This is a genomic window from Streptomyces buecherae, from assembly GCF_014295035.1.
Taxonomy (GTDB): domain Bacteria; phylum Actinomycetota; class Actinomycetes; order Streptomycetales; family Streptomycetaceae; genus Streptomyces; species Streptomyces youssoufiensis.
Window position 1 is genome coordinate 5,854,282 of the sequence record NZ_CP060404.1, and the last position, 23,546, is coordinate 5,877,827.

Below are 23,546 nucleotides of genomic sequence, written 5' to 3' on the forward strand. Positions count from 1 at the left end.
GGCCCGGCGCCGCGGCCCCCGTACGAACCCTCACCACCGCCCCCCAGACATCCCTCCCTCCCCGCAACCGACGTCCCCCCACGCGCACCCGCCACCCTCACCCGTTACGGAGACACCCCCGCCATGCGCACCCCCGTCCGCTACCGCAGGTACCTCAAGCCCACCGCCGCCCTCGGCGGCGCCCTCCTCCTCGCCGGGACGCTGTCCGCCTGTAGCGAGACCGCCGACAAGAACGCCAAGGTCGTCACCGTCTACAGCGCCGACGGCCTCAAGGGCGAGGACGGCAAGGGCTGGTACGACACGGTCTTCAAGGAGTTCGAGAAGAAGACCGGCATCGAGGTCAAGTACGTCGAGGGCGGCTCCGGCGAGATGGTGCAGCGCGCCGTCCGGGAGAAGTCCAACACCCAGGCCGACGTGCTCATCACGCTGCCGCCCTTCATCCAACAGGCCGACAAGAAGGGCCTGTTGAAGGCGTACACGCCCAAGGGCTCCGAGGCCGTGGCGCCCAGCGACAAGGACGCCGACGGCAAGTGGACCTCGGTCGTCAACAACTACTTCTCCTTCGCCTACAACAAGAAGGAGCTGAAGCAGCCGCCGAAGACCTGGGATGAGCTGCTTGAGGGCAAGTACAAGAACAAGCTCCAGTACTCCACGCCGGGCGTCGCCGGCGACGGCACGGCCGTCGTCATCAAGGCGATGCACGACTTCGGCGGCAAGGACGCCGCGATGAAGTACCTCGGCGACCTCCAGTCCAACAACGTCGGCCCGTCCTCCTCGACCAGCAAGCTCGCCCCCAAGGTCGACAAGGGCGAACTGCTCGTGTCCAACGGCGACGTGCAGATGAACTACGCCCAGTCCAAGTCCATGCCCAACCTCGGCATCTGGTTCCCGGCCAAGGACGGCGGCCCGCGCACCACCTTCGCGCTGCCGTACGCCGCCGGCCTGGTCAACAAGGCCCCGCACAGCGCCAACGGCCAGAAGTTCCTCGACTACCTGCTCAGCGAGGAAGCCCAGCGCCAGGTCAGCGCGGTCGGCGGCGGCTTCGCCGCCCGTACCGACATCGACGCCACCGACCCCAACGCCACCGCGCTCGCCGAACTCATGAAGGGCGTCGAGGTCTTCAAGCCGGACTGGAAGGACATCGACGAGCACTACACCGAGTACATCGACGCCTGGAAGTCCGCCACCGGCAACTGACGCGCCCCGCCCGGCCGTTCCCGTCCGGGCCCCACGCGCCCTGCCAAGGTAACGGGTCTGGGCCAAGCGCCGGCGCACCGCGCCGGCGCCTGGCCCGGGCCCGGTGTGCCGCCCGGCACGCCGCTCGTTCGACACCGTCCACCACGCCCCCACCCCCAGCGGAGGACCCCATGTCGCACACGCCCGCCCGCCCCACCCGCCGCACCCTGCTCACCGGCGCCGCCGCGACCGCCGCCGCGGCCGTGACCGGCACCGCGTCCGTGACCGGCACCGCCCACGCCGCCGCCGCGCGGCCGACGCCGGCCCGGCGGTCGGCCGCCCGCACCCCCAAGGCCCTGCTCATCGGGCTCGACGGCTGCATGCTCGACCGCGTCGCCGAGGCCGACGCGCCCCACCTGCACCGCCTCATCGCGGGCGGCCTGCGCGCCCCCGGCACCATCCCCTACGCCTTCACCCTCTCCGGCCCCGGCTGGTCCACGCTGGCCACCGGCGTCTGGCCGACCAAGCACGGCGTACGCGACAACACCTTCCGCGGCCAGCGCTTCGCCACCTACCCCGACGTCCTCACCCGCGTCGAGCAGGCCCGGCCGGCGCTGCGCACCTACGCCGTCTCCTCCTGGCCCCAACTCACCTCGGCCACCGGCGGCGGCCCGCTGTTCTCGCCGGCCGTCGACGTCCGCGTCGCCCCGCCCGGCTCCGCGTACGACGCGGGCACCACCCAGGACGCCGTGGCCCGCCTGTCCGCGACCGACGCCCCCGACGCCAGCTTCGTCCAGCTCGACAACATCGACCACGCCGGCCACGCCTCGGGCGGCGCGAGCCGCGCCTACCTGGAGGCCATCGCGGGCGCCGACGCCCAGGTCGGCCAGCTACTGACGGCCATCACCACCCGCCCCACCCACGCCGCCGAGGACTGGCTGATCATGGTCACCGCCGACCACGGCCACACCGACGCCGGCGGCCACGGCGGGACCTCGGCGCGCGAAAAGCAGACCTTCGTCATCGCCCACGGCACCGGCTTCACCCCCGGCTCCACCGGCACCTCACGCATGGTCGACGTCGCCCCTACCCTGCTGACCCACCTCGGCATCGCCATCGATCCCAGGTGGCACCTGGACGGGGCGCCGCTGCGCTGACCTGGGGGCGCGTGGCGCGGGAGCGGGCCGCACAGCCGTCCGCTCCCGCGGGGGTCAAGGTCACTTCCGGCTGATTAGGCTGTGGGGACGCCCGCCGTACAGCGCGGTTCGGCCGGCGTCCCGCACACGTCGTACGGCAGGAGTCCGGTAATGGCAGAGCGCAAGCCGATCGAGTCATGGCTGACCGACATGGACGGGGTGCTGATCCACGAGGGCACCCCGATCCGGGGGGCGGACGCCTTCCTCAAGCGCCTGCGCGACTCCGGCAAGCCCTTCCTCGTACTGACCAACAACTCCATCTACACCCCGCGCGACCTGCACGCCCGCCTGTCACGGATGGGGCTTGAGGTGCCGGTGGAGAACATCTGGACCTCCGCCCTGGCCACCGCGCAGTTCCTGGACGACCAGCGCCCGGGCGGCAGCGCGTACGTCATCGGCGAGGCCGGCCTGACCACCGCGCTGCACGACATCGGCTACGTGCTCAGCGACGCCGAGCCCGACTATGTCGTTCTCGGAGAAACACGCACGTACAGCTTCGAGGCGCTGACCAAGGCGATCCGCCTCATCAACGCGGGCTCCCGGTTCATCGCCACCAACCCGGACGAGACCGGCCCCTCGGCCGAGGGCGCGCTGCCCGCGACCGGTTCGGTCGCCGCCCTCATCACCAAGGCCACCGGCCAGGAGCCGTACTTCGTCGGCAAGCCCAACCCCCTGATGATGCGGGCCGGCCTGAACGCGATCGGCGCCCACTCCGAGACCTCCGCGATGATCGGGGACCGGATGGACACGGACGTCCTCGCGGGCCTGGAAGCGGGCATGGAAACGTTTCTGGTGCTGACCGGCCTCACCCGCCCCGAGGAGGTCGACCGCCACCCCTTCCGCCCGTCGTGGGTCGTGGACTCCATCGCGGACCTGGTGGACCGGGTCTGACACCAGCCCCGGCACGCGGCCACGCCGTGAGCCCCCCGTCTCGGCCCGTTCTCCCACGCGAACGGACCAACACGGGGGAGGAGCGGATGCGGGTGGGTGGGGGACGGCGAAGGCTGGGAGGCCAGGAGGTTCACCATGCGCTTCGTCCCCCGCACGTTGGGCGCCGCGGTGATCGCCGTCGGGGCGGTCGTCGCCGTGCTCGCCATCGGCTCGGCGGCCAACGAGTCACCGCGCCCCACGCTCGTCGTCAGCCCGGCCCACGCCCGGCCGGGCGGTGAGGTGGAGGTGCGGGCCTGGGGGTGCGAGGGGCGTGCCGGGGCCGTCGCGTCGCGGGCGTTCGTCGTGGACGGGCGGCTCGCGCCGGAGCCGAAGGGCGGGGACGGGCTCTTCGCGGAGGCGATGATCCGCGGCGCGGCCGATGGCGGCACCTACGACGTCACCGTGCGCTGCGACGGGCGCGCCGGTGTGGCCGTCGGCCGGGTGCACGTCGGCGCCGCGGGCCAGCGTCCCGACGACGCGCCCGCCGTGGCGCGGCCCGACCGGGCCGGCGACCACGCCCTGCCGCTGCCGGCCCGCTCGCCCGTCGCGCCGGTCCGCGCCGGGGGTGGCGGCACCGCGGGCGAGCCGCGCGCGGTGGCCGCCGCCGAGGAGGAGGTGCCGCGCGACGGTGACGTCGGGGTGGCGGAGGCGTACGGGTTGGCCCTCGCGGGCGGCACCGCGCTGACCCTCGGCGGCATGGCGTTGCACCGGCGCGGCCGGGCCGGCCGCCCCACCGGCTGAGCGGCGCGGCGCGGATGGGTGCGGCAGCCACGCCGGGCGCCGGGCGCGGCCGGTTGCTGGTCGGGCTGGCCTGGGCGGCGGTGTTGGTGGCGCTGTGGTTGTGGGGCAAGGACGGTGGCGCGGGCGTCGGAGCGGCGCCGACCACCGGCGACGTGGCGGCGGTGGGCCGCCCCGGCGGGCGCGCCCTGCCGCCGCCGCACCCGCCGCTGTCCGCCGCCGCGCCCCGCGCGCTCGACGCGCCGGACGCCGAGGTGCGCCGGGCCCGCGTCGTCGGCCGTGGCCTCGACGCGGCGGGCGCGGTGGAGCCGCCGCCGTACGACAGGCCGGGCGACGTCGGCTGGTACCGCGCGGGCCCGCACCCGGGCGAGGCGGGCGCCGCGGTGCTGGTGGGGCACGTGGACACCGCGTCCAGGCCGGCGGTCTTCCACGGCCTGAGCGCGTTGGAGCCCAGGGACCGGGTGCGGGTGGCGCGGGCGGACGGGGCGGTGGCCGAGTTCACCGTGGAGGACATCGCGGTCGTCACCCGTGACCGGTTCGACGCCCACCGGGTGTACGGGCCGCGCCGGGCGGGCCGGGCCGAGCTGCGCCTGATCACCTGCGGCGGCACCTTCGACCGCGCCACCCGTACGTACAGCGCCAACGTCGTGGTCTCGGCGTACCTGACGGCGGTACGCCACCCCGGCTGACCCGCCTGTGACGGTGTGTCGGGGGTGACGGGTGAGGTGCGTGGGCCGGGCGCGTACGACGGGTCTCGCCGGGGCGGCTCGCGAGGCCGGTGGGCGGGGTGGCCGGGTGGGGCCGTTCGGGGTCGGGCGGGTGTCGCGGGTGGGCCGGTCGTGGCGGTCGGCGAGGAGGACGGGCGAGGGGGCCATGTCGCCGCGCGCTCGCGGGGCGCCGTCGCGGTACAACAGGGTGCCTACGGACACGGCTCGGGCAGGGACGGTGTGCAGGCATTGAAGCGACCAAACGTGTCCCCCGGGGAGACCGGCGCGGCCCGGCGCGGCGCGGCGCGGGGAGCGGCGGGGGTGTGGCGCGGCGCGCGCCGGTGGGCGCGGTGGGGTCGTCGCGGTGGGCGCCGGCGCGCGGTGGCCCGCCTGGTGCCGGCCATCGGGGTGGCGTTGCTGCTGGTGTCGGCGTGCTCGGCGCCGGCCGACTCCGAGGGCGGCCAGCGGCGCGTGGCCGACGTCGCCAAGCCGATCGCGCAGCGGCCGGCGTCGGTCGTGCCGTACTGGGTCAACCCGCGGGGCAACGCGGCCCGGCAGCTCGCCGCCTACCGTGCGGACGACCGGGCCGAGGAGGCCGAGCTGATCGAGCGCATCGCCCGGCAGCCGGTCGCCGAGTGGATCGGCGTGGAGGACCCGCGGGGGCGGGCGCGCGGCTTCACGGAGGCGGCGGTGGCGGCCGGCCGGGAGGCGCTGCTGGTGCTCTACAACATCCCGCACCGCGACTGCGGCCAGTACTCCAAGGGCGGCGCGCCCGACGGCGACGCGTACCGGCGCTGGCTGGGCCAGGTGATCGCCGGCATCGGGGACCGCCCCGCGACGGTGATCCTGGAACCGGACGCGCTGCCGCACGTGGAGGACGGCTGCACGCCGAGGAAGTTCCACGAGGAGCGGTTCGCGCTGCTCGCCGAGGCGGTGCACCGGCTGCGCGGGCTGCCGCGTACCAAGGTGTACCTGGATGCCGGCAACCCGCACTGGATCACCGACCCGCGGCGGATGGCCGGGCCGCTCAGGCGGGCCGGCATCGACGCGGCCGACGGCTTCGCGCTGAACATCGCCAACTACCAGACCACGCGGGAGAACACGGAGTACGGGAAGAGGCTGTCGGACCTGGTCGGCGGCAAGCACTTCGTGATCGACACCAGCCGCAACGGCCGCGGGCCGGCCCCCGGCGCGGACGATCCGCAGGCGTGGTGCAACCCGGGCCAGCGCGCCCTGGGCGAGCCGCCCACCACGCACACCGACGACGAGCGCGTGGACGCCTACCTGTGGGTCAAGCGCCCCGGCGAGTCGGACGGCACCTGCAAGGGCGGCCCCCGGGCCGGCGCGTGGTGGCCGGAGTACGCCCTGGAGCTGGCCCGCAACGCGCGCCGGGGCCCGTAGCGCTCGAAGGGGCCGCCGGTGGCGCCGGGCGCGTTCCGTGCGGGCCCGCCGGGGCTCGTGACGCCGGGCGCGTTCCCGACTCGCCCGGCGGGACCCGGCAGGTCCCGTCTCCCGGCTTCTGTTCTCCGGTGCGGTGGCCGACGGCAACGATGCCGAGGAAGGCAGGGGCCGGGATCAGTCGGGTGCGGGGCGGGCGGCCGAGCGCAGTCGGGTCCTGATGTTGCCGAAGTGGTCGCGGATCGCGGCCTCGGCGCGCAGCGTGTCGCCGGCGCGGACCGCCGCCAGGATCTCGCGGTGCTGCTCGCAGGTGACCTGGGGATCGGGGGTGCCGTCCACCAGGTCGGTGCGCACCCGGTGGAAGGCGTCCCAGAACGCCTCAAGCACCTCGCTGAGCAACTGGTTGTCCAGGCCCCGGTAGAGCGCGGCGTGGAAGGCGCGGTCCGTCTCGGCGCGTACCGGGCCCCGCTCCGCCTCCGCCGCCATCCGCTCCACCAGCGCGTCCAGGGCGGCCAGGTCGGCGTCCGGGACCCGGCCGACCAGCCGGGTCAGCAGCCCGGTCTCCAGCGCTTCGCGCAGTTCCAGGAGCTGGAGCAGGCTGTCCTCGCCCCGGTAGTGCCCGGCGACGGTGCGAAAGGTCAGCCCCTCGATCATCGGGGCCATCGACATGGCGCCGACGTAGGTGCCGAAGCCGTGCCGGATCTCCACGATGCCCATGGCCTGGAGCGCCTTCAGCGCCTCGCGCACCGAGTTCCGGCTGACGCCCAGCAGCTCCATCAGCTCCGCCTCGGTGGGCAGCGGGGCCCCGGAGGGCAGGCGTCCGTCGATGATCAGCCGTTTGATGCGTTCCTGGATGTCGCTCGCCACTTTGCGACTGTGCACCGCCACCTCCGATTTGGCCATCCCCCGGACGCGCGGCCAGGGACCCGGCGCGGACGGCCGTGGTGACTGACGGAACGACTGTGGGCCTCCTCGTCGGTGACGAGGAGGCCCACAGTGTGACGTGCGCCGCCAGGGACTCGAACCCCGGACCCGCTGATTAAGAGTCAGCTGCTCTAACCAACTGAGCTAGCGGCGCGCGCTGACATCGAAAACCTTACCCGACGCCGGAGCGTGCTATCGACCGCCGTCGCGCCGTCCCGCGCTGGTCCGGGCTCCCGGGGTCGCCTGAGAGAGGCTTACGGCGGGCCGCCCGGATATCCCGAACGGCCGCCCGCCGCCGGGCCGTACGGGGACCGCGCGGGCGCCGGCCGCATTTCCCGTCGCCCGCGCTTTTGGGGGCGATCCGCCGGGCCTTGTGACGTGAAACACGTGCGCCCCAGCGGTCGCCCGCATTTCTCCGCGCTTCCTCGCCGCTCGCTTTGTCGCTCCCTTACCGCATGGCTGCGGTCGAGTTCTCGGGCCGAAAGTCCCGGGCTTTCGGGACTTTGGACTGCCGGTTGTCGGGTTTCGCTCTGTGAAGATCATTCCGTTGCTCATGTCACCAGTTACTCCGTCAACATGCGGTTTGTCCGAGTAGTTGAGAAGCTGAGAAGCGCGCGCAGCGCCGTGAAGTGTTCGCAGAACCTCGGAGGGGATGGGTATGCCAGCGCCGGTTTTCCACGAATACGAGCCCCCCGTCGACTGCCCGTGCGCGGGGTGTGTCGAGCGCCGCAGGACGTTGCCGAACGCGGCGCCCCCGCGCGCGGGCGGTCACCCGGCGGCCCACGGCGCGCGGCGGGCGATGGTCCTGGTGGCGGCGGCCGGCACGGTGCTCGGCACCGCGAGCCACGGGGTCGGGGCGGCCGACAGACCCGCCGGCCCGGGCGCGCCGGGCGCCCGCACGCCGGGCGCCGCGGAGCATCCCGAGGCGGCCGGGGACGCGGCGGCGGCCGACGCGGCGACGGCCGCCGCCGGGGCGCTGGCCCTGGTGGCGGGCGATGCGCCGCAGGGCGCGCCGGGCCCGCTGTACGGCGGCGGAGAGCCCGTGCCCGGCGGCGGGCACGCCGTCACGGCCGCGTCGAGCCGCACCATCACCCGCGCCGCGATCCTCGCTCGGGCCCAGCGCTGGGTGGACCAGCGGGTGCCGTACAGCATGGCCGGTTACGCGGCCGACGGCTATCGGCGCGACTGTTCGGGCTTCATATCCATGGCCTGGAACCTGGGCAGCAACCAGTGGACCGGCAGCCTTTCCGGCTTTGCCGTACGGATTTCCAAGAGCCAGCTCGAACCGGGGGACATGCTGCTCTTCCACAACGCCGCCAACCCCACGGCCGGTTCGCACGTGACGCTCTTCGGCGGCTGGGTCGACGCGGCGAGGACCCGCTACATCGCGTACGAGCAGACGCGCCCGCACACCGTCAGACGCTCGACGCCCTACGCCTATTGGAATAACTCCAGCAAATACGTGGCGTACCGCTATCGCGGGGTGCGCGACGGCGGAATGCCGGGAAATCCCGGCGGCGGCGAGCACGGCACCGCCTTTCCCGGTACGCGCGCGTTCGGGCCGGGCGCGCACAACGGCCATGTGACGGAACTCGGCCGGATGTTGGTGCGGCGCGGCGCGGGAAAGTACTACGCGTCGGGACCGGGGCCGCGCTGGAGCGAGGCCGACCGGCGCGCGACGCGGGCCTTCCAACTCGCGCAGGGGTGGCGCGGCGCCGAGGCCGACGGCATTCCGGGGCCGAGCACCTGGCGCTACCTCGTCACCGGCGGGGGCCGGGACATCGGCGCCGGCTCCGGCAGCGGCTCCGGTAGCGGCTCCGGCGGTACGGGCGACCACCGGGTGCCGGCGTTCCCGGGCGCGGGGGCCTTCCGGCCGGGCCAGGCCAACGCGCACGTCGAGAAGCTCGGCCAGCGGCTGGTGCGCAAGGGGTTCGGCCGGCACTACGCGCAGGGCCCGAGCCGCCGTTGGACGGAGAGCGACCGCCGGAACGTCGAGGCGTTCCAGCGCGCCCAGGGGTGGCGCGGCGCCGACGCCAACGGCTATCCGGGCCCGGAGACCTGGCGCCGGCTGTTCGCGTGAGCGCCCCGCGCGGGCCGTTCCGGCCGGCTCGGCCCTGCCCTCGGCGGGTGCGCGAGTGCCCGCCGGGCGGGTAGTCGCTGGCGTGGGTTCCGGCGCACGCCTCGCACGGGCGGCCCGCCCACCCGCGAGCCCGCGCGCCGGCTCGTCCGCGCCGGCGTGAGCAACGGCGCGACATGGGCGCGGGTACTCACGGGCAGGTGAGTGGTCCGAGCGGGAGCGGAGGACGGAGCGCGCGGCTGGGACGGAAGGGGCGGGGGAGGCGAAGCGGGCGGCCGTCCGCACCGTACGGGAGCCGGCGGCCGTACGGGCGGACGCCGGCGTGGGGCCGGTACGGGGGCTGACGGAGAGGTCTGACGGAGAGGTCTATGGAATCAACGACGCGGACACCCGGGGCGCGCGACGCACCACCGCACGCCCACCCGGCCGGCACCACCCGGCACCCCGACCCACTCGACGGGCCGGACTCAATTGACAGGCCCGCCCCGCTCGACGGGCCGGACTCAATCGACGGGCCCGTCCCGCTCGACGGGCCCAGCGCGCTCCACGCGCCCGACGCGGCCCCGCCCTCCGACGCGCCCCGCGAGCCCACCCCCGCGCGCGAGCCCGTCGCGACCCGGCACCCCGCCGCGACCCGGCACCCCGCCGCGGCGCACCGGCCCGACCCGGCCCAGCGCGCCGACCCGACGACCTCCCGGCCCGACTCGGCCCAGCGGCTCGACGTCAACCAACACCCCACCCAAAAGCGGCAGTTCGGCATGGTCCTGGGGGCGGACGCGGCCAAGGGGCCCGACGCGGGCGAGCCGGTGGTCGCGGGTGGACCGCTGTTGACCGGGAGACCCGGCGGCGTCGGCGATCCGTGGGGGCGGCAGGTGGTGGAGCTGGGCGCCGCGACCGGCGTGTTGCGCGAGGTGAGACGCGCGCCCGAACCGACCGTCACGGTGGGCGGAGCGGGACCCCGCACGGCGCGCGGCGCTCGCCCGACGCCGGGCGCCGCCGGCGCGCCACGGCGGATGGCGGCCGACGACGCGGAGTGGGACAGCGCCGTACGGGCGACGGCCCCCGACGCGTACGCGGACGAGCCCCGGGAGCGGCCGGGGCCCGCGCTGCCCGGCTGGTGCGCGGTGTCGGCCGGCCTCGTCGCGCTGGCCACGGGCGGCGCGCTGCTGTGGTGGGCCGGCGCACTGCCGGCGCGCGCGGTCGAGGCGTTGGGGCTGCCCGTGCACCGGCGGTCCGGCACCCCGCCGTGGCTGTGGGCGGCGGTCGCCGTCGGGGGCGCCGTCGCCCTGCTCGCCTTCGGCGGGCTCGGCCGAGGGCGGGTGGGCAGCGCGTGGGTGCTCAGCGCGTTCGGCCGCTACCGGGGGAGCGTGCGCAGAACCGGCCTGGTGTGGATCAGCCCGCTGGTGCTGCGCCGGCGCGTGGACGTACGGCTGCGGCACTGGCGCAGCGAGCCGATGCCGGTGGTGGACGCGCGCGGCGTGGAGTTGCGGGTGGTGGTGCTCGTCGTCTGGCGGGTGCGGGACACCGCCCGGGCGGTGCTCTCGGTGGACGACCACGTCGGCTACCTGCGGGAACAGGTCGAGGCCACGGTGGCGCGGGTGCTCTCGCGGCTGCCCGCCGACACCTACGGCGAGGCGCCGGGCGCCGGCGCCGCCGGGCAGGCGCACCCCGCCTCGGGCCCGGCCGACGGCGCGGCGCCGGCCACCTTGCGCGACGGGCAGGCGGTCGGTGACGCCCTGACCCGGGTGCTGGCGGCGCGCTGCGAACCGGTGGGCCTGACGGTGTACTCCGCCCAGCCGATCAGCCTCGCGTACGCGCCCGAGGTGGCCGCCGCCATGCAGCGCAGCCAGCTCGCCGCGATCGACGCGCGGCACCGCGACAGCGTGCTGACGACGGTGGTGGACGCGGTGGACGACACCGTGCACCGGCTCACCACGCGCGGCCTGGTGGAACTCGACGACTACGAACGCAAGGCCCTGGTCAAGGACCTCACGGTGGCCTTCTACACGGCGCGCGGCGCGGCGCCGGAGAGCAGGTGACAGGGATGCCCGGCAGGGAAGGGGAGACGGCGGTGACGGGTGTGACCGAAGCAGGTACGAAGCCCACGGCGGCGACCACGATCACGGGCGCGGGGGCGGGCGCGGCCACGGGCACCCCCGCCCCCGCGCCCGCGCCGGCGGTCACGCCCACGGCCGCTGGGCCCTCGGGCGAGCGGTGGGCGACGGCGCCGGGCGTGCCGCCCCAGCCGCGCGAGGGGTCGCGGGCGTGCGAGGCGTCGCAACCGTACGGGGAGCCGGCCGGCTCCCCGGCGCGGCCGGGCGGCGGCGCGGGGCCGGTCTCGTCGGCCGGGCTCGGGGAGCGCCTGGCGCACGGCTTCCTGCCGGAACGGCCGCCGGTCCGGGCCATGATCGGCACCTGGGTCCGGTTGGACGAGCTGGCCTCGTCGGTCGCCCTCGCGCCCTCGCGGGACGCCGCCCGCGAACTGGTCGAGCGCGCGGAGCGGGCCGGTGAACTGGCCGCGCTGCGCGCCCGCGTGACCCGGCTGACGCACCGGCACGCGGAGGCGGCGGCGATGCGCGTCGCCGTGCTGGCCGCGGCTTGCGACTGGGCGCACCTGGCCCCGACGAGCGCGGAGCCGGCGGAGGGGGCCGGCGAGGGCCTGGCCGACCTGTGGGAGGCGCTCGGGCACCGGCTCGACCAGCCGCACTTCGTGGCGCTGCCCGCGCTCGCCCTGCACAACTGGGCCACCGCCCGCAAGCCGCGCCGCCACATGCCGATCGACCAACTGGTGCGCGCGGAGGCCCTGGTGCCGGTGGTGCGCTGGACGCCGGCCGACGAGCCACTGGGCCGGCTGGACCGGTTCCTGCTGGCCACCACCCGGCTTGAGGCGCACGGCGTGTGGCTGTTCCGGCTCGCCGACGCGCTGGCCCACACGCTCGCCACCCAGGGCCCGGACGCGCCCGCTACGGCCACCGCCCTGCGCCGGCTGGCCCGGGTGCTGCACGCGCTGCGGGCCCAACTGCTGGCCGAGCAGCGGGCGGTGGCGGAGGCGCCGGCCAGCGAGCAGCAGCGTACGGTCATCGCCGCGCTCGCCCGCGCGGCGGCCTCGCCCGGCGAGCACGCCGGCCGGGCGCGCCCCCACTCCCCGCGCCTGGTGGGCCCGCGCCCGCCGGGCCCGCGCTCGGCCGACCCGCGCCCGGTGGGCCCGCGGGCCGCGCGCGACGGGGGAGGGGCGGTGGGGCGGGGCGCCGCGCACCTGCCGGCCACCCTCGAACCGCCCGTGCTCCAGGCGGCGGAGGCCGCGCTCGGCACGGGGGCGCGCACGGGCGAGGCGAGCCGGCAGGCGGTGCGCCGGCACCTGCCCGCCACCCAACGCGCCTGGCTGATCGCGCTGGAGCGGCAGTGCGCCCCCGTCCGCGGCCTGGCCCCGCGCGGCGGCCCGGTCTCGGCGGCGTACCACGAGGCCCGTACCTCCCTCATCGCCCTGCGCCACAGCTACGCCCACCTGCTGCACACGGCCCAGTCCCCGTCCCCCGAGACCGGGGAACGGCAGGTCGCCTGAGCCGCCGGCGCGCCCGGCGCGGCGCGGGCGTACGAAGGAGGCGGGGCGCGCCACGGCGTACGGGCGCGGCGGGCCGGGCACGGCGTACGGGACGCGGCGCGTGGGTGGGGTGGGTGGGGCGTGGCGGCGTCGAGAGCCTAGCGTGCCGTGGCATGGCTGACCTCCCCGTACCCGAGAACCCCGCACGCCCGGACCTCGCCGCAGGCCCGGACCTCTCCGCAGGCCCGCAGGGCCCCCTGCCCCCGGAGCGCCCCGAGCCTCCGGGGCACGGGGCCGCCCGCCCGGGGCGCGCCGCGCCGCCGTTGGACCTCGCCGCGCTCGCCGCCGAGGCATGGTCGCTCGTCGCCGACGACGCGGTGCGGCGCGCCGCGCCCGACGGGGCGACGGACACGGTCCCGCCGCGGCGGCTGTTGGGGATCGCCGGCGCGCCGGGGGCCGGGAAGTCGACGTTGGCCCGGGCCCTGGTCGCCGCCGTGCGGGAGCGGCACGGCGCGGGCAGCGCCGCGTACCTGCCGTTGGACGGGTTCCACCTCTCCAACGCGCAGTTGCGCCGGCTCAACCTGACCGACCGCAAGGGCTCGGAGCCCAGCTTCGACGTCTGGGGGTACGCCGCACTCCTGGACCGGGTGCGACGGGAGGGGCGGCACGACATCTACGTACCCGACTACGACCGGACGCTGCACGAGCCGGTGGCGGCCCGGCACCTGGTGCCCCCGTCGGCCCGACTGGTGATCACCGAGGGGAACTACCTCGCGTGCGACGCCCCGGGATGGCGCGCCGCGCGCGCGTCGCTGGCCGAGGTCTGGTACCTGGAGACGGCGGACGCGGTACGCGAACACCGTTTGGTGAAGCGGCAGTTGGCGGGCGGCCGGGATGACGAGCGGGCCCGTGCCTGGGTGGCGGGCAACGACCAACCGAATGGTGAACAGGTCAAGGAATCGAGGCGGCGCTGCGACCGCGTTCTGGTTCCACTTGATATGGACATGTTCAGTTGGCAGGACTAGTCTCGAACTTGGTCTAGACCGCCCCCACCCCCTACGCGCACCAGCCTCAGCACCCACCCCCCGCGCACCACTTCACGCACGCCAGAACCGCCTCCACACGCACTCCCCACACGCTTGTCAGGAGCCAAGCATGCGTAAGAAGATCAGTGCGGCCCTTCTCGGGCTCGGCATCGCGGGATCGTCCGTCTTGATGACCGGTGGCACCGCCACCAGCCACGGCTACAGCGACAACCCCCCGAGCCGGCAAATCCTGTGCGCCCAGGGCAAGGTCAAGAACTGCGGCGACATCCAGTGGGAGCCACAGAGCGTCGAGGGCCCGAAGGGCTTCCCCACGCGCGGCCCCGCCGACGGCAAGATCTGCGCCGGCGGCGACGGTCGATGGGCCCCGCTCGACGACCCCCGCGGCGGCAAGTGGCCCGCCACCAAGCTCTCCTCCGGGCAGAGCATCAACCTCACCTGGCGGATTCCGGTGCCGCACTCCACCACCGACTTCCGCTACTACCTCACCAAGGACGGCTTCGACCCGACCAAGCCGGTCACCCGGGCCAGCCTGGACCTGACGCCGTTCCACACCGTCCCTTACAAGGGCAAGCAGCCCTCGCCCAGCACGAGCCACCCGGCCACCCTGCCGCAGCGCAGCGGCAAGCACGTGCTCGTGGCCGTCTGGACGATCAACGACACGGGCAACGCGTTCTACGCCTGCTCGGACGTCGAGTTCTAGACCCGCGCCAGCGCCGCCGGCCCCCGGCGACCCCTGTCCGTCCGGGACGGCGACGCTGACCGGCCACGACGGCGAACCCGCCGCCGCGACGACGGTCTTCGCCCGCGCCACCGTTCACCCGGGCGGCACGGAGCAGCCCCACGCTGCCCCGTGTCGCCCGCACGCGCCTGTGCCCGCCCCCGTGGGAGCGCGCCACGGCCCGCCGCCCGAGGGCACGCTCGGCGCACGCCGGCCGGCCCGGGACGAGGGCGCGCTCTCCGCCTGAGTCGGCCGGGCGCACACACGACAGCGGGCCCCCGGAGAACTCCGGGGGCCCGCTGTCTGATGCGTCATACGAAGTGCGCCGCCAGGGACTCGAACCCCGGACCCGCTGATTAAGAGTCAGCTGCTCTAACCAACTGAGCTAGCGGCGCGCGTTGACGAAGTCCATCTTACCCGCCCGTCGGGGGTGCTCAGAACCACCGCCCGACCCGCCCCCACCGCCATGACCTGCCCCGCTCGCCCGCCGCTGGCCGCCCGGCGCCCGCTCGCCCGCGGCGAGCCGCGCCCGGCCGCCGCGAGCCGGCAGACCGCCCGGCCGCCGCGATCCGCCGTGCCGGCGAGGCACCGCCAGGGCGCTCGTGATCAGTACAGCTAGAGCGTGAGCGACAGCAGCACGGGCGCGGCCTCGCGGTTCAGCGCGTACGCCGCCTGTCGGAGTCGGTGCGCGTGCTCCACCGGCAGCGACAGGGCCAGGCAGCCGACCGCGCGGCCGGCCGTGATCGGCACGGCGGCGCAGACGGTGCCCACCGCGTACTCCTGGAGGTCGAGCACGGGCACCGTCGCGGGCTGGCTGTCCAGGCGGCTGAAGAGCACCCGCTCGCTGGTGGTCGTGCGCGAGGTGAGCCGCACGATCTTGTGTCGCGACAGGTGCTCGCGGCGCTCGTTGTAGTCGAGCTGGGTGAGCAGGCACTTGCCGACCGCGCTCGCGTGGGCGGCGACTCTGAAGTCGACCCACTCGTTGACTCTCGGCGCGTTCGGGCCGTCCGCGTACTGGGTGATCTTCACCTCGCCGTCGATGTACCGGCTGATGTAGACCGCCGCGCCGACCGTGTCGCGCAGCACGGTGAGCGTGCGCTGGAGCTTGGCGTGCAGGGCCTGCTGGCGGTTGGCGCCGCTGCCGCCGAGGACGAGCAGCGCCTCCCCGCTGACGTAGGCCCCGTCGCTCGTCTGTTCCACGTACCCCTCGCGGCGCAGCATGGCCAGGAGTTCGGCGAGCTGGGCGCTGGAGGCGTCGATGCGACGGGCGATCTCGACGTCGGTGACGCCACCTGTGTGCTTGGAGACCATCTCCAGCACTCGGAGGGCATGCCGTACCGAGTGCTGTGGGGCGGTCGGCTCGGGCTTCGGCGCCACGGTTTCCCCCTACCAGGTTGTGACCGCTTGCGGTGTCGCTGTCGCTGCAGGTCACGGCCGATGGGTGGAGCGCGGCGCGACCTGGGGCAGCGGAGCTTCGTACCACGATAGCCGTCAAGCGGTTGCCATGACGGGGGTGTTGGGTGAATTGCTGTCGCCGGAGACCCGGCTCAACAGCGAGGCGCCACGGTGGCATATGTCAGCGTCATGGATCGGATCACCAGCTCGGGGGACCGCCGCGCTCGCGGCGCGCAGCGGGCCCCCACCGTCGCGGAGCCACCGACGGCGCTCCGGGCCCGGCACCCGGCCCGGCCCGACGCCTGGCCCGACGCCCGGCCCGGCCTGACGCCCGGCCCCGGAGCGTCGCGCTCAGAGCACGGCGCTCAGGAACTCGCGGGTGCGCTCGTGCTCCGGCTCGCTGAAGATCTTCTCCGGCGGGCCCGACTCGATGACGCGCCCCGCGTCGAACATCAACACGTCGTCCGAGATGTCCCGGGCGAAGTTCATCTCGTGCGTCACGCACAACATGGTGATGTCCGTCGTGTGCGCCAGGTCCCGCAGCACGTCCAGCACGCCCGCGACCAGCTCCGGGTCGAGCGCCGACGTCACCTCGTCAAGCAGCAGCACCTGCGGGCGCATCGCCAGCGCTCGGGCGATGGCGACGCGCTGCTGCTGGCCGCCGGAGAGCTGGGTCGGGTACGCGTCGTACTTGTCGCCGAGGCCCACCAGGTCGAGCAGGCCGCGGGCGCGCTCCTCGGCCTCGTCCTTGCTCATGCCGAGCACGTGCACCGGGGCCTCGGTGATGTTGCGTAGCACGCGCATGTTGGGGAACAGGTTGAACTGCTGGAAGACCATGCCGATCTTCTTGCGCACCTCACGGGTGTGCTTCTCGCCGGCCGGGACCAGCTTGCCGTTCTTCTCCTCGTGGGTGAGGTAGTCGCCGTCCACCATGATCGTGCCCTCTTCGGGCTTGAGCAGCGTCATCAGCAGCCGCAGGATCGTCGTCTTGCCGGAGCCGGACGGGCCGATGAGGGTCACGTGCTTGCCGGAGGCGACCGTGAAGTCGAGGTTGTCCAGGACGGTGTTGTCGCCGAACCGCTTGGTGACGTGGTCGAAGCGGATCAGCTCGGAGCCGTCCACGGCGGGGTTCTGGGTGAGGGGTTCAGTGGCCAAGACGACGCTCCAGGGCTCGCATCAACAGGGATGCCGGGTACGAAATGAGGATGAAGGCGATGCCGACCATCGTGTAAGGCTCGATGTACTGGAACGAGGTCGCGCCCTCCGACCGGGCCTTCTGCAACATGTCGGTGACGCCGATCAGCGCGATCATCGGGGAGTCCTTCAGCATCGCGATGACGTAGTTGCCCAGGGCCGGCACCACGCGGCGGATGGCCTGCGGCAGGATCACCACGAACCAGGTCCGCCCGCGCGCCATGTTCAGCGCGGTGGCCGCCTCCCACTGGCCGACCGGTACGCCGTCGATGCCGGCGCGGTAGACCTCGGCGACGTACGTCGAGTAGTGCAGGCCGAGCGCGATCACGCCCGTGGTGAGCGCGGAGAACTTGATGTCCCAGCTCGGCAGCACCCAGTAGAAGAAGAAGAGTTGCACCAGCAGCGGCGTGTTGCGGATGAACTCCACGAAGACGCCCACCGGCCAGCGCACGAAGCGCGTCGGCGAGCGCAGGGCCAGCGCCCACACGAGGCCGAGCGCGAAGGCGAGCACCGAGCCGAGCGCGGTGGCCTGCAACGTGATGAGCAGCCCGTCGAGCAGTTCGGGCAGGAAGTCCCTGGCGACGTCCCAGTTCCAGGTCACTTGGCACCTCCCGGAGCCAGGGCGTCGGCGGACTTCGGCGTGCCGGAACGGTTCGCCGCGGTCCTGGCCGGCCCCTTCGTCAGCTTGGCCAGCAGGCCGTTGCCCGGCGGCGGCGCCTGCCCGATGCTCGCCTTGGCCTTGCGCTCAAGGAGTCGCATCGCCCGGGTGAGGAGGAAGGCGAGCACGAAGTACAGGACCAGGATGATCGAGTAGATCTCCAGGCTCTCGCCGGTCGCCAGGCGCGAGAGCTGGGCGGCGAAGGTGATGTCCGCGACGCTCACGGCCGACACCAGCGCGGTCGCCTTCAGCAGCTCGATCAGCAGGTTGTTGAACGGCGGGATCATCTCGGGGATGGCCTGCGGCAGCACCACCCGCCGCATCCGCTGCGCCGGCGAGAAGCTGAGCGCGATGGCCGCCTCGCGCTGCGCCGGGGCCACCGCCGCCAGCGCGCCGCGCACGATCTCGGAGCCGTACGCCCCGTACGTCAGCCCCAGGGCCAGCACTGCGGCCCACATGGGTACGAGCTGGAACTCAAAGCCCAGCGGCATCACGAAGAACAACCAGAACATCAACACCAGGGCCGAGGTGCCGCGGAAGACCTCCACGTAGAAGCCGGTCAGGAAGCGGACGATCCACAGCCGCGAGGTGCGCGCGATGCCGACGCCGAAGGCCACCAGGGTGGCGAAGACCGCGCTGTAGAGCGTGAGCTGGATGGTGATCCAGATGCCGGGCAGGAGCCAGTGCTCCCACAGTCCCGCGGTCATGAACACAACTCCTTGGCCGTGAGATCGGTCATCTCCGTCTCGGTGAAGCCGAACGGCCGCATGACGCGCAGGAGTTCGCCGCTCTTCTTCATCTTGTGCAGCTCCACGTTGAAGGCGTCCCGGAGCCTGGTCTCCTCCGGGCGGAAGGCGAACCCGCCCGCGCCGATCGCCGGCTTGCCGTCGGCGTCCAGCGCCTGGAACGGCTCGGTCGCCTCGGCCTTGCGGCTGCCGCGCTGCTTGACCACGTTGTGCACGGTCACGGTGGTCCCGGCGAACACGTCCACGCGGCCCTGTTCCACCGCGAGCAGCCCCGCGAGCTGGTCGGGCAGCACGGTGATCTCCGAGCGCTTGACGCCCGCCGTGACCGCGTAGCCGATCTGGGCGTACGCGGTGCCGCTGGCCATCCGCGCGCCGGCGCGCACGATGTCCTTGTAGCTGCGCAGGTTCTTCGGGTTGCCCTTGGCCACGATGAACGCGTCGAGCATCTTGTAGTCGGGATCGGAGAAGATCACCTGCTCGCAGCGGACCGGGTCGATGTACATGCCGGCCGAGACCACGTCGAACTGCTGAGAGCGCAACCCCGGGATGAGTGAGGAGAACTCCGTCGGTACCGGTTGCACGCTGCCGACCCCGAGCCGCTTGAAGATCACCTTGGCGATCTCCGGCGCCTCCCCCGTGAACTCTCCGTCCTTGTCGATGTACCCGAAGGGGATCTCCCCCGCGATCCCCAGCCGCACCGTGCCCTGCGTCTTGAGCCGGTCCAGCAGATTTCCCCCGTCCTTGGCGTCCGCGCTGGAGACTCGGCTGCACCCGGCCGCCCCCAGCAGCCCCAGAGCCGCGCCGCCCGCGAGCAGCGAGCGCCGTGCCAGCCCTTTTCCCTTGTCGTTCCCTCGTGGTCGAGCCATGGCCGCGCGGCTACCCGAGTTGGTTGAAGTTATGCCGATCGTTTCCAGCCCTTGACGTAGCCCGTGGACAGGCCGTGACCTGGAGGAGCGCGGCACGATGGATTCCGGAAAGCGACGAGAGGAGCAGTCGGTGACCGACCGGTTCTTGGAAGTCTCGCTCGACGGGCGCGGCGTGCGCTGCACGGCGAAGCTGCTCGACGACCGCGCCCCCCGCACCTGCGACGCCGTGTGGAACGCGCTCCCGCTGGGTGGCGACGTCTACCACGCGAAGTACGCGCGCAACGAGATCTACACGCTCGTGCCGCCGTTCGCCCCACAGGAGCCACCCCTGGAGAACCCGACCATCACCCCCATCCCCGGCGACCTGTGTTACTTCACGTTCACCGACACCCAGTTGGGCACCGCCTCCTACGGCTACGAGGCGGCGCGGGCGGCCACCGCGCGCGGCGCGGGCACCGACCCCGCGCCGGCGCGGCCCATCCGGTCCCAGGTGGTCGACCTCGCGCTGTTCTACGAGCGCAACAACCTGCTGATCAACGGCGACGCCGGCTGGGTGCCCGGCATCGTCTGGGGCGCCGTGGTCGACGGGCTGGACCGCATGGCCGCCGCCTGCCAGGACCTGTGGCGCGCCGGCGCGCTGGGGGAGACCCTCAGCTTCCGCCGCGCGTGACGGCCGGCACGGCTCACGCCCCGGCCCCCGGCGCCGGCGGTCGTACCGCGTCGGCGACGCCCGCCCCGTACAGCGCGTGCGCGGCGCGCAACACCAGCGCGTCCGCGTGCCGCGCCGCCACCAACTGCACGCCGATCGGCAAGCCCCGGGAGGAGAGCCCGCACGGCACGGAGGCGGCCGGCTGCTGGGTGAGGTTGAACGGGTAGGTGAACGGCGTCCAGCCGGTCCACCGCTCAAGCCCCGAGCCTGGCGGCACCTCGACGCCGGCGGCGAAGGCGGTGATCGGCAGCGTCGGGGTGACCAGCAGGTCGTAGCGGGTGTGGAAGCGGCCCATCGCGTGGCCGAGCGCCATCCGCGCGTCCACCGCCGCCAGGTAGTCGAGCGCGCTGTATGCCGCGCCCCGCTCGCACACCTCGCGCAGCCCCGGGTCGAGCAGCGCCCGCCGCTCCTCGTCCAGCGGCTGCGCCACCCGCGCGGCCCCGCTGAACCACAGCACGTGGAACGCCTCCACCGGATCGGCGAACCCCGGCTCGGCCTCCTCGACCACGGCGCCCAGCCCGGCCAGCAGCTCCACCGCCCGCCGCACCGCCACGGCCACCTCCGGGTCCACCGAGACCCCGCCGAGCGTGGGGCTGTAGGCGACCCGCAACCCGGTCAGCGGCTCGTCGAGCCCGGCCCTGAACCCGTCGCCCGGCGCCCCGAGCTGCGACCAGTCCCGCCAGTCGGCGCCGCTGATCACGTCCATCAGCAACGCCGCGTCGGCCGCGTCCCGGGTGATCGGGCCCACGTGCGAGAGCGTCCCGAACGGGCTCGCCGGGTACAGCGGCACCCGCCCGTACGTCGGCTTCAGCGCGAAGGTGCCGCAGAACGCGGCCGGGATGCGCACCGAGCCGCCGCCGTCGGTGCCCAGGCTCAGCGGCCCGGCGCCCCAGGCCACCGCCGCCGCGCTGCCCCCGCTGGAGCCCCCGGAGGTGCGCGCGGGGTCGTACGGGTTGCCGGTGACGCCCTCGCGCGGCGAGTCGGTCACCCCCTTCCAGCCGAACTCGGGCGTGGTGGTCTTGCCGAGGAAGACCGCGCCGTGCTCGCGTAGCCGGGCCACCGCCGGCGCGTCCTCCGTCCACGGGCCCCGTTCGGAGACGGTGAGCGAGCCGCGCAGCGTGGGCCCGCCGCGCAGCAGCAGGATGTCCTTGATCGACACCGGCACCCCGTCAAGGAGGCCCAGCGGTTCGCCGCGCGCCCACCGCGCGGCGGACTCGGCGGCCTCGCGCAGCGCCGTCTCGGCGTCCAGCCGGGTGAAGGCGTGCACCAGGGGCTGGATCCGTTCGGCCCGGGCCAGCGCGGCCCGGGTGGCCTCGACCGGCGACACGGTGCGCGCCGCGTAGCTCTCGACGAGTTGAACGGCTTTCAGGTCGCACAGATCGGTCATCCGGCCCCTCCGGGTTCACTCGGGCGATCGGTGGCGCCGGCCGGCCCACCGGACGGTGGTGCGGTGACCTCGTGCGCGGTACCTCATCCGGGCACGTAGCCGAGCCGCTTGTCGACCACGTTGAACAGCGGCTCGCCCGCCGCCCACCGGTCGAAGTTGTCCTCGAACTGCCGGGCCAGGTCGTCCCGCCAGCCCACGGTGTCGCCGCTCATGTGCGGCGAGACCAGCAGCCCGGGCGTGTCCCACAGCGCGCTGTCCGACGCCAGCGGTTCCTGCTCGAACACGTCCAGGGCCGCCCCCGCGAGGCGCCGCTCCAGCAGCGCCGCGCGCAGCTCCTCGGTGACCACCAGCGGGCCACGGCCCACGTTGACGAAGTACGCCGAGGGCGCCATCCGGGCGAACGCCGCGCGGTCGAACATGCCGCGGGTCGCGGGGGTCAGCGGCGCGGCGCACACCACCCAGTCGGCGCCCGGCAACAGGTCGGGCAGCTCGTCCGCGCCCCGTACGCCCGCGCGCGCGGTGCGCCCCACCCACTCCACGCGCACGCCGAGCGCCCGCAGCAACTCGCCGATGGCCCGGCCGATCGGCCCGACCCCGACGACCACCGCGCGGGTGCCGGCCAGCCGCCGGGTCTCGCGGTGCCGCCAGCGGCGTTGGCGCTGGAGCTCCCAGGTGCCGGGCAGATCCTTGGCGAAGGACAGCACCAGCGCGCCGACGTACTCGGCGATCGGCTGGTCGAAGACGCCGCGCGCGTTGGTCAGCACCGTCTCGGACTCGACCAGGTCGGGGAGGAGCAGCCGGTCGACGCCGGCGCTGGCCGTGTGCACCCACCCGGGCCTGGGCCCCGAACCCGGCCAGGCGTCGCGCAACGCGTCGGACTGGAAGTCCCACACGAGCAGCACGTCGGCGCCTGGCAGCAGCGCGGGCAGCGACGCGTCGTCGCTGACCTGGACCCGGGCACGGCCGGCGAGCCGGTCGAGCCGTACGGGGGGAGTGTCGCCAAGGACCACGACGGTGTGTTCAGACATGGGCGGGAAACCGTTCCGAAACGTCGAGCGGATAGGAAGTTCCTCACGAGCGGGACATCGCTGTGAATATGAGGATTGACCACGCTAGGCAGCGGAAACTACCGTCGTCAACAACGGTTCCTTATCCCGACGTCCCGGCATTCACCGGTTCTCTTTCCCCTGGCCAATGGCCGCAGCCCGGCGTTTCGTATGGGGGCTCGACAATGGACGTCTCTTTTCTGGGCGGTCCGCGGCAGCAGCGCGGCGTGGGTGTCGTCGCTCCGTTCGACTTCGCGCTGGACCGCGAACTGTGGCGCTGGGTTCCGGACGAGGTGTCGCTGCATCTGACCCGCACGCCGTTCGTCCCGGTCGAGGTGAGCCTCGACCTGGCGCGCGTCGTCAGCGAGCACGAGACGCTGCACGCGGCGGTGCGGGCGCTGTGCGCCGTCACGCCCGAGGTGGTGGCGTACGCGTGCGCGTCGGGCAGTTTCGTCGGGGGCGTGCCGGGCGAGCGGGCGATGTGCGCGGCGATGACCCAGGCCGGTGAGGTGCCGTCGCTGACCACGTCGGGCGCGCTGCTCGCGGCCCTCGACGAGCTGGACGCGCGGCGGATCGCCCTGGTCACGCCGTACACGAAGTCGGTCACCGACGCCCTGGAGGAGTACCTGGCGGCGGCCGAGATCGCCGTCGTGGGCCGCGCCTACCTGGGGCTGACCAGGGAGATCTGGTGGGTGCCCTACCGGGACGTGGTGGACATGGCGCGGCTGGCGGTGGTCGGCTCCGCCGACGCGCTGTTCATCAGTTGCACCAACCTCCCCACCTACGACGTGATTCCGCAGTTGGAGGCGGAGTTGCGGATGCCGGTGCTGTCCGCGAACCAGGTGACGATGTGGTCGGCACTGCGGACGATGGGCGCCCGGGCCGTCGGCCCCTACCAGGCGCTGGTCGACCCCGCCGCGCGCTCGGGCCCGGTCGCGCTGGAGCCCGACCCGCCGCCGGAGGAGGCGTACGCCGGCTCGTCCGGCACCCCGGAGCCGGACCTCCCGGACCGCCTCGATCCGCCGCCGTTCCCGGACGAGTACGGCGGCCCGACCGGTTAGCCGACGGGCGGGCAGAGGGGCCGCCGCCTAACG

21 protein-coding genes and 2 tRNA genes are annotated in these 23,546 nt (G+C 74.2%); 13 read left to right on the top strand and 10 right to left on the bottom strand.

The window, feature by feature from the left end:
• Nucleotides 1-123: 123 nt before the first annotated feature.
• From H7H31_RS23170 to H7H31_RS23195, 6 genes are all read left to right on the top strand, one after another.
• Nucleotides 124-1,197, top strand: a complete 1,074-nt coding sequence (locus H7H31_RS23170) for a 2-aminoethylphosphonate ABC transporter substrate-binding protein (protein WP_187059579.1) — start codon at nt 124-126, stop codon at nt 1,195-1,197.
• Between the two features lie 170 nt (nt 1,198-1,367).
• Entirely contained in the window at nt 1,368-2,333 is a 966-nt protein-coding gene (locus H7H31_RS23175; protein ID WP_187118069.1) for an alkaline phosphatase family protein, read from the top strand.
• Between the two features lie 150 nt (nt 2,334-2,483).
• Complete coding sequence (locus H7H31_RS23180; protein ID WP_176161815.1) at nt 2,484-3,263, top strand: HAD-IIA family hydrolase; 780 nt, start codon at nt 2,484-2,486, stop codon at nt 3,261-3,263.
• Nucleotides 3,264-3,398: 135 nt separating this feature from the next.
• Entirely contained in the window at nt 3,399-4,043 is a 645-nt protein-coding gene (locus H7H31_RS23185) for a hypothetical protein (protein WP_187059606.1), read from the top strand.
• A gap of 14 nt (nt 4,044-4,057) precedes the next feature.
• Complete coding sequence (locus H7H31_RS23190) at nt 4,058-4,729, top strand: class F sortase (RefSeq protein WP_187059607.1); 672 nt, start codon at nt 4,058-4,060, stop codon at nt 4,727-4,729.
• Nucleotides 4,730-5,128: 399 nt separating this feature from the next.
• A complete protein-coding gene (locus H7H31_RS23195) occupies nt 5,129-6,148 on the top strand; it encodes a glycoside hydrolase family 6 protein (RefSeq protein ID WP_232110035.1) in 1,020 nt (339 codons plus the stop codon).
• Between the two features lie 174 nt (nt 6,149-6,322).
• On the opposite strand, the gene H7H31_RS23200 is transcribed toward H7H31_RS23195, so the two are convergent.
• Nucleotides 6,323-7,048 carry a FadR/GntR family transcriptional regulator gene (locus tag H7H31_RS23200; RefSeq protein WP_187060283.1) on the bottom strand — a complete coding sequence of 242 codons (726 nt, stop codon included), beginning with the start codon at nt 7,046-7,048 and terminating at the stop codon, nt 6,323-6,325.
• Nucleotides 7,049-7,149: 101 nt separating this feature from the next.
• Nucleotides 7,150-7,223, bottom strand: a tRNA-Lys gene (locus tag H7H31_RS23205).
• Between the two features lie 504 nt (nt 7,224-7,727).
• Between H7H31_RS23205 and H7H31_RS23210 the strand changes: the two genes are divergently transcribed.
• The 5 genes from H7H31_RS23210 to H7H31_RS23230 all read left to right on the top strand — a co-directional run bounded on the left by H7H31_RS23210 (nt 7,728) and on the right by H7H31_RS23230 (nt 14,433).
• Nucleotides 7,728-9,149: a peptidoglycan-binding protein gene (locus tag H7H31_RS23210; protein WP_187060284.1), complete on the top strand. Its 1,422-nt coding sequence runs from the start codon at nt 7,728-7,730 to the stop codon at nt 9,147-9,149.
• Between the two features lie 365 nt (nt 9,150-9,514).
• The gene (locus tag H7H31_RS23215) at nt 9,515-11,185 is read left to right on the top strand and encodes an SPFH domain-containing protein (RefSeq protein WP_187118070.1); all 1,671 of its coding nucleotides are present in this window, start codon (nt 9,515-9,517) and stop codon (nt 11,183-11,185) included.
• 5 nt (nt 11,186-11,190) lie between these two features.
• On the top strand, nt 11,191-12,708 hold the full coding sequence (locus tag H7H31_RS23220; protein ID WP_187060368.1) for a hypothetical protein: 1,518 nt from the start codon (nt 11,191-11,193) through the stop codon (nt 12,706-12,708).
• Between the two features lie 152 nt (nt 12,709-12,860).
• Nucleotides 12,861-13,712: a nucleoside/nucleotide kinase family protein gene (locus H7H31_RS23225; RefSeq protein ID WP_232110036.1), complete on the top strand. Its 852-nt coding sequence runs from the start codon at nt 12,861-12,863 to the stop codon at nt 13,710-13,712.
• A 130-nt stretch (nt 13,713-13,842) separates the two neighbouring features.
• A complete protein-coding gene (locus tag H7H31_RS23230; RefSeq protein WP_187060369.1) occupies nt 13,843-14,433 on the top strand; it encodes a lytic polysaccharide monooxygenase auxiliary activity family 9 protein in 591 nt (196 codons plus the stop codon).
• A 339-nt stretch (nt 14,434-14,772) separates the two neighbouring features.
• Here the strand turns inward: H7H31_RS23230 and H7H31_RS23235 are convergent.
• From H7H31_RS23235 to ehuB, 6 genes are all read right to left on the bottom strand, one after another.
• Nucleotides 14,773-14,846 (bottom strand) — tRNA-Lys (locus tag H7H31_RS23235).
• A gap of 220 nt (nt 14,847-15,066) precedes the next feature.
• The gene (locus tag H7H31_RS23240) at nt 15,067-15,828 is read right to left on the bottom strand and encodes an IclR family transcriptional regulator (RefSeq protein WP_187062381.1); all 762 of its coding nucleotides are present in this window, start codon (nt 15,826-15,828) and stop codon (nt 15,067-15,069) included.
• A gap of 369 nt (nt 15,829-16,197) precedes the next feature.
• Nucleotides 16,198-16,968 (bottom strand): ectoine/hydroxyectoine ABC transporter ATP-binding protein EhuA, encoded by a 771-nt coding sequence (gene ehuA / locus H7H31_RS23245; protein ID WP_269475473.1) that lies wholly within the window; start codon nt 16,966-16,968, stop codon nt 16,198-16,200.
• A 22-nt stretch (nt 16,969-16,990) separates the two neighbouring features.
• Entirely contained in the window at nt 16,991-17,641 is a 651-nt protein-coding gene (gene ehuD, locus H7H31_RS23250) for an ectoine/hydroxyectoine ABC transporter permease subunit EhuD (RefSeq protein ID WP_187062382.1), read from the bottom strand.
• Nucleotides 17,638-18,405 carry an ectoine/hydroxyectoine ABC transporter permease subunit EhuC gene (gene ehuC, locus H7H31_RS23255; protein WP_187062383.1) on the bottom strand — a complete coding sequence of 256 codons (768 nt, stop codon included), beginning with the start codon at nt 18,403-18,405 and terminating at the stop codon, nt 17,638-17,640. The genes ehuD and ehuC overlap by 4 nt, the downstream gene beginning before the upstream one ends.
• Nucleotides 18,402-19,310 carry an ectoine/hydroxyectoine ABC transporter substrate-binding protein EhuB gene (gene ehuB, locus H7H31_RS23260; protein WP_187062384.1) on the bottom strand — a complete coding sequence of 303 codons (909 nt, stop codon included), beginning with the start codon at nt 19,308-19,310 and terminating at the stop codon, nt 18,402-18,404. Before ehuB ends, ehuC begins: the two co-directional genes overlap by 4 nt.
• Before the next feature lie 130 nt (nt 19,311-19,440).
• Between ehuB and H7H31_RS23265 the strand changes: the two genes are divergently transcribed.
• Entirely contained in the window at nt 19,441-19,980 is a 540-nt protein-coding gene (locus H7H31_RS23265; protein ID WP_187062391.1) for a DUF3830 family protein, read from the top strand.
• Nucleotides 19,981-19,993: 13 nt separating this feature from the next.
• Here the strand turns inward: H7H31_RS23265 and H7H31_RS23270 are convergent, their stop codons facing one another.
• Together H7H31_RS23270 and H7H31_RS23275 are read right to left on the bottom strand one after the other, a co-directional pair.
• Nucleotides 19,994-21,406, bottom strand: coding sequence for an amidase (locus tag H7H31_RS23270; protein WP_187062385.1), 1,413 nt, complete (start codon nt 21,404-21,406; stop codon nt 19,994-19,996).
• An 83-nt stretch (nt 21,407-21,489) separates the two neighbouring features.
• Nucleotides 21,490-22,434, bottom strand: a complete 945-nt coding sequence (locus H7H31_RS23275) for a D-2-hydroxyacid dehydrogenase (RefSeq protein ID WP_187062386.1) — start codon at nt 22,432-22,434, stop codon at nt 21,490-21,492.
• Between the two features lie 203 nt (nt 22,435-22,637).
• Between H7H31_RS23275 and H7H31_RS23280 the strand changes: the two genes are divergently transcribed.
• Nucleotides 22,638-23,513, top strand: coding sequence for a maleate cis-trans isomerase family protein (locus H7H31_RS23280; RefSeq protein ID WP_187062387.1), 876 nt, complete (start codon nt 22,638-22,640; stop codon nt 23,511-23,513).
• The last annotated feature ends 33 nt before the right edge of the window (nt 23,514-23,546 follow it).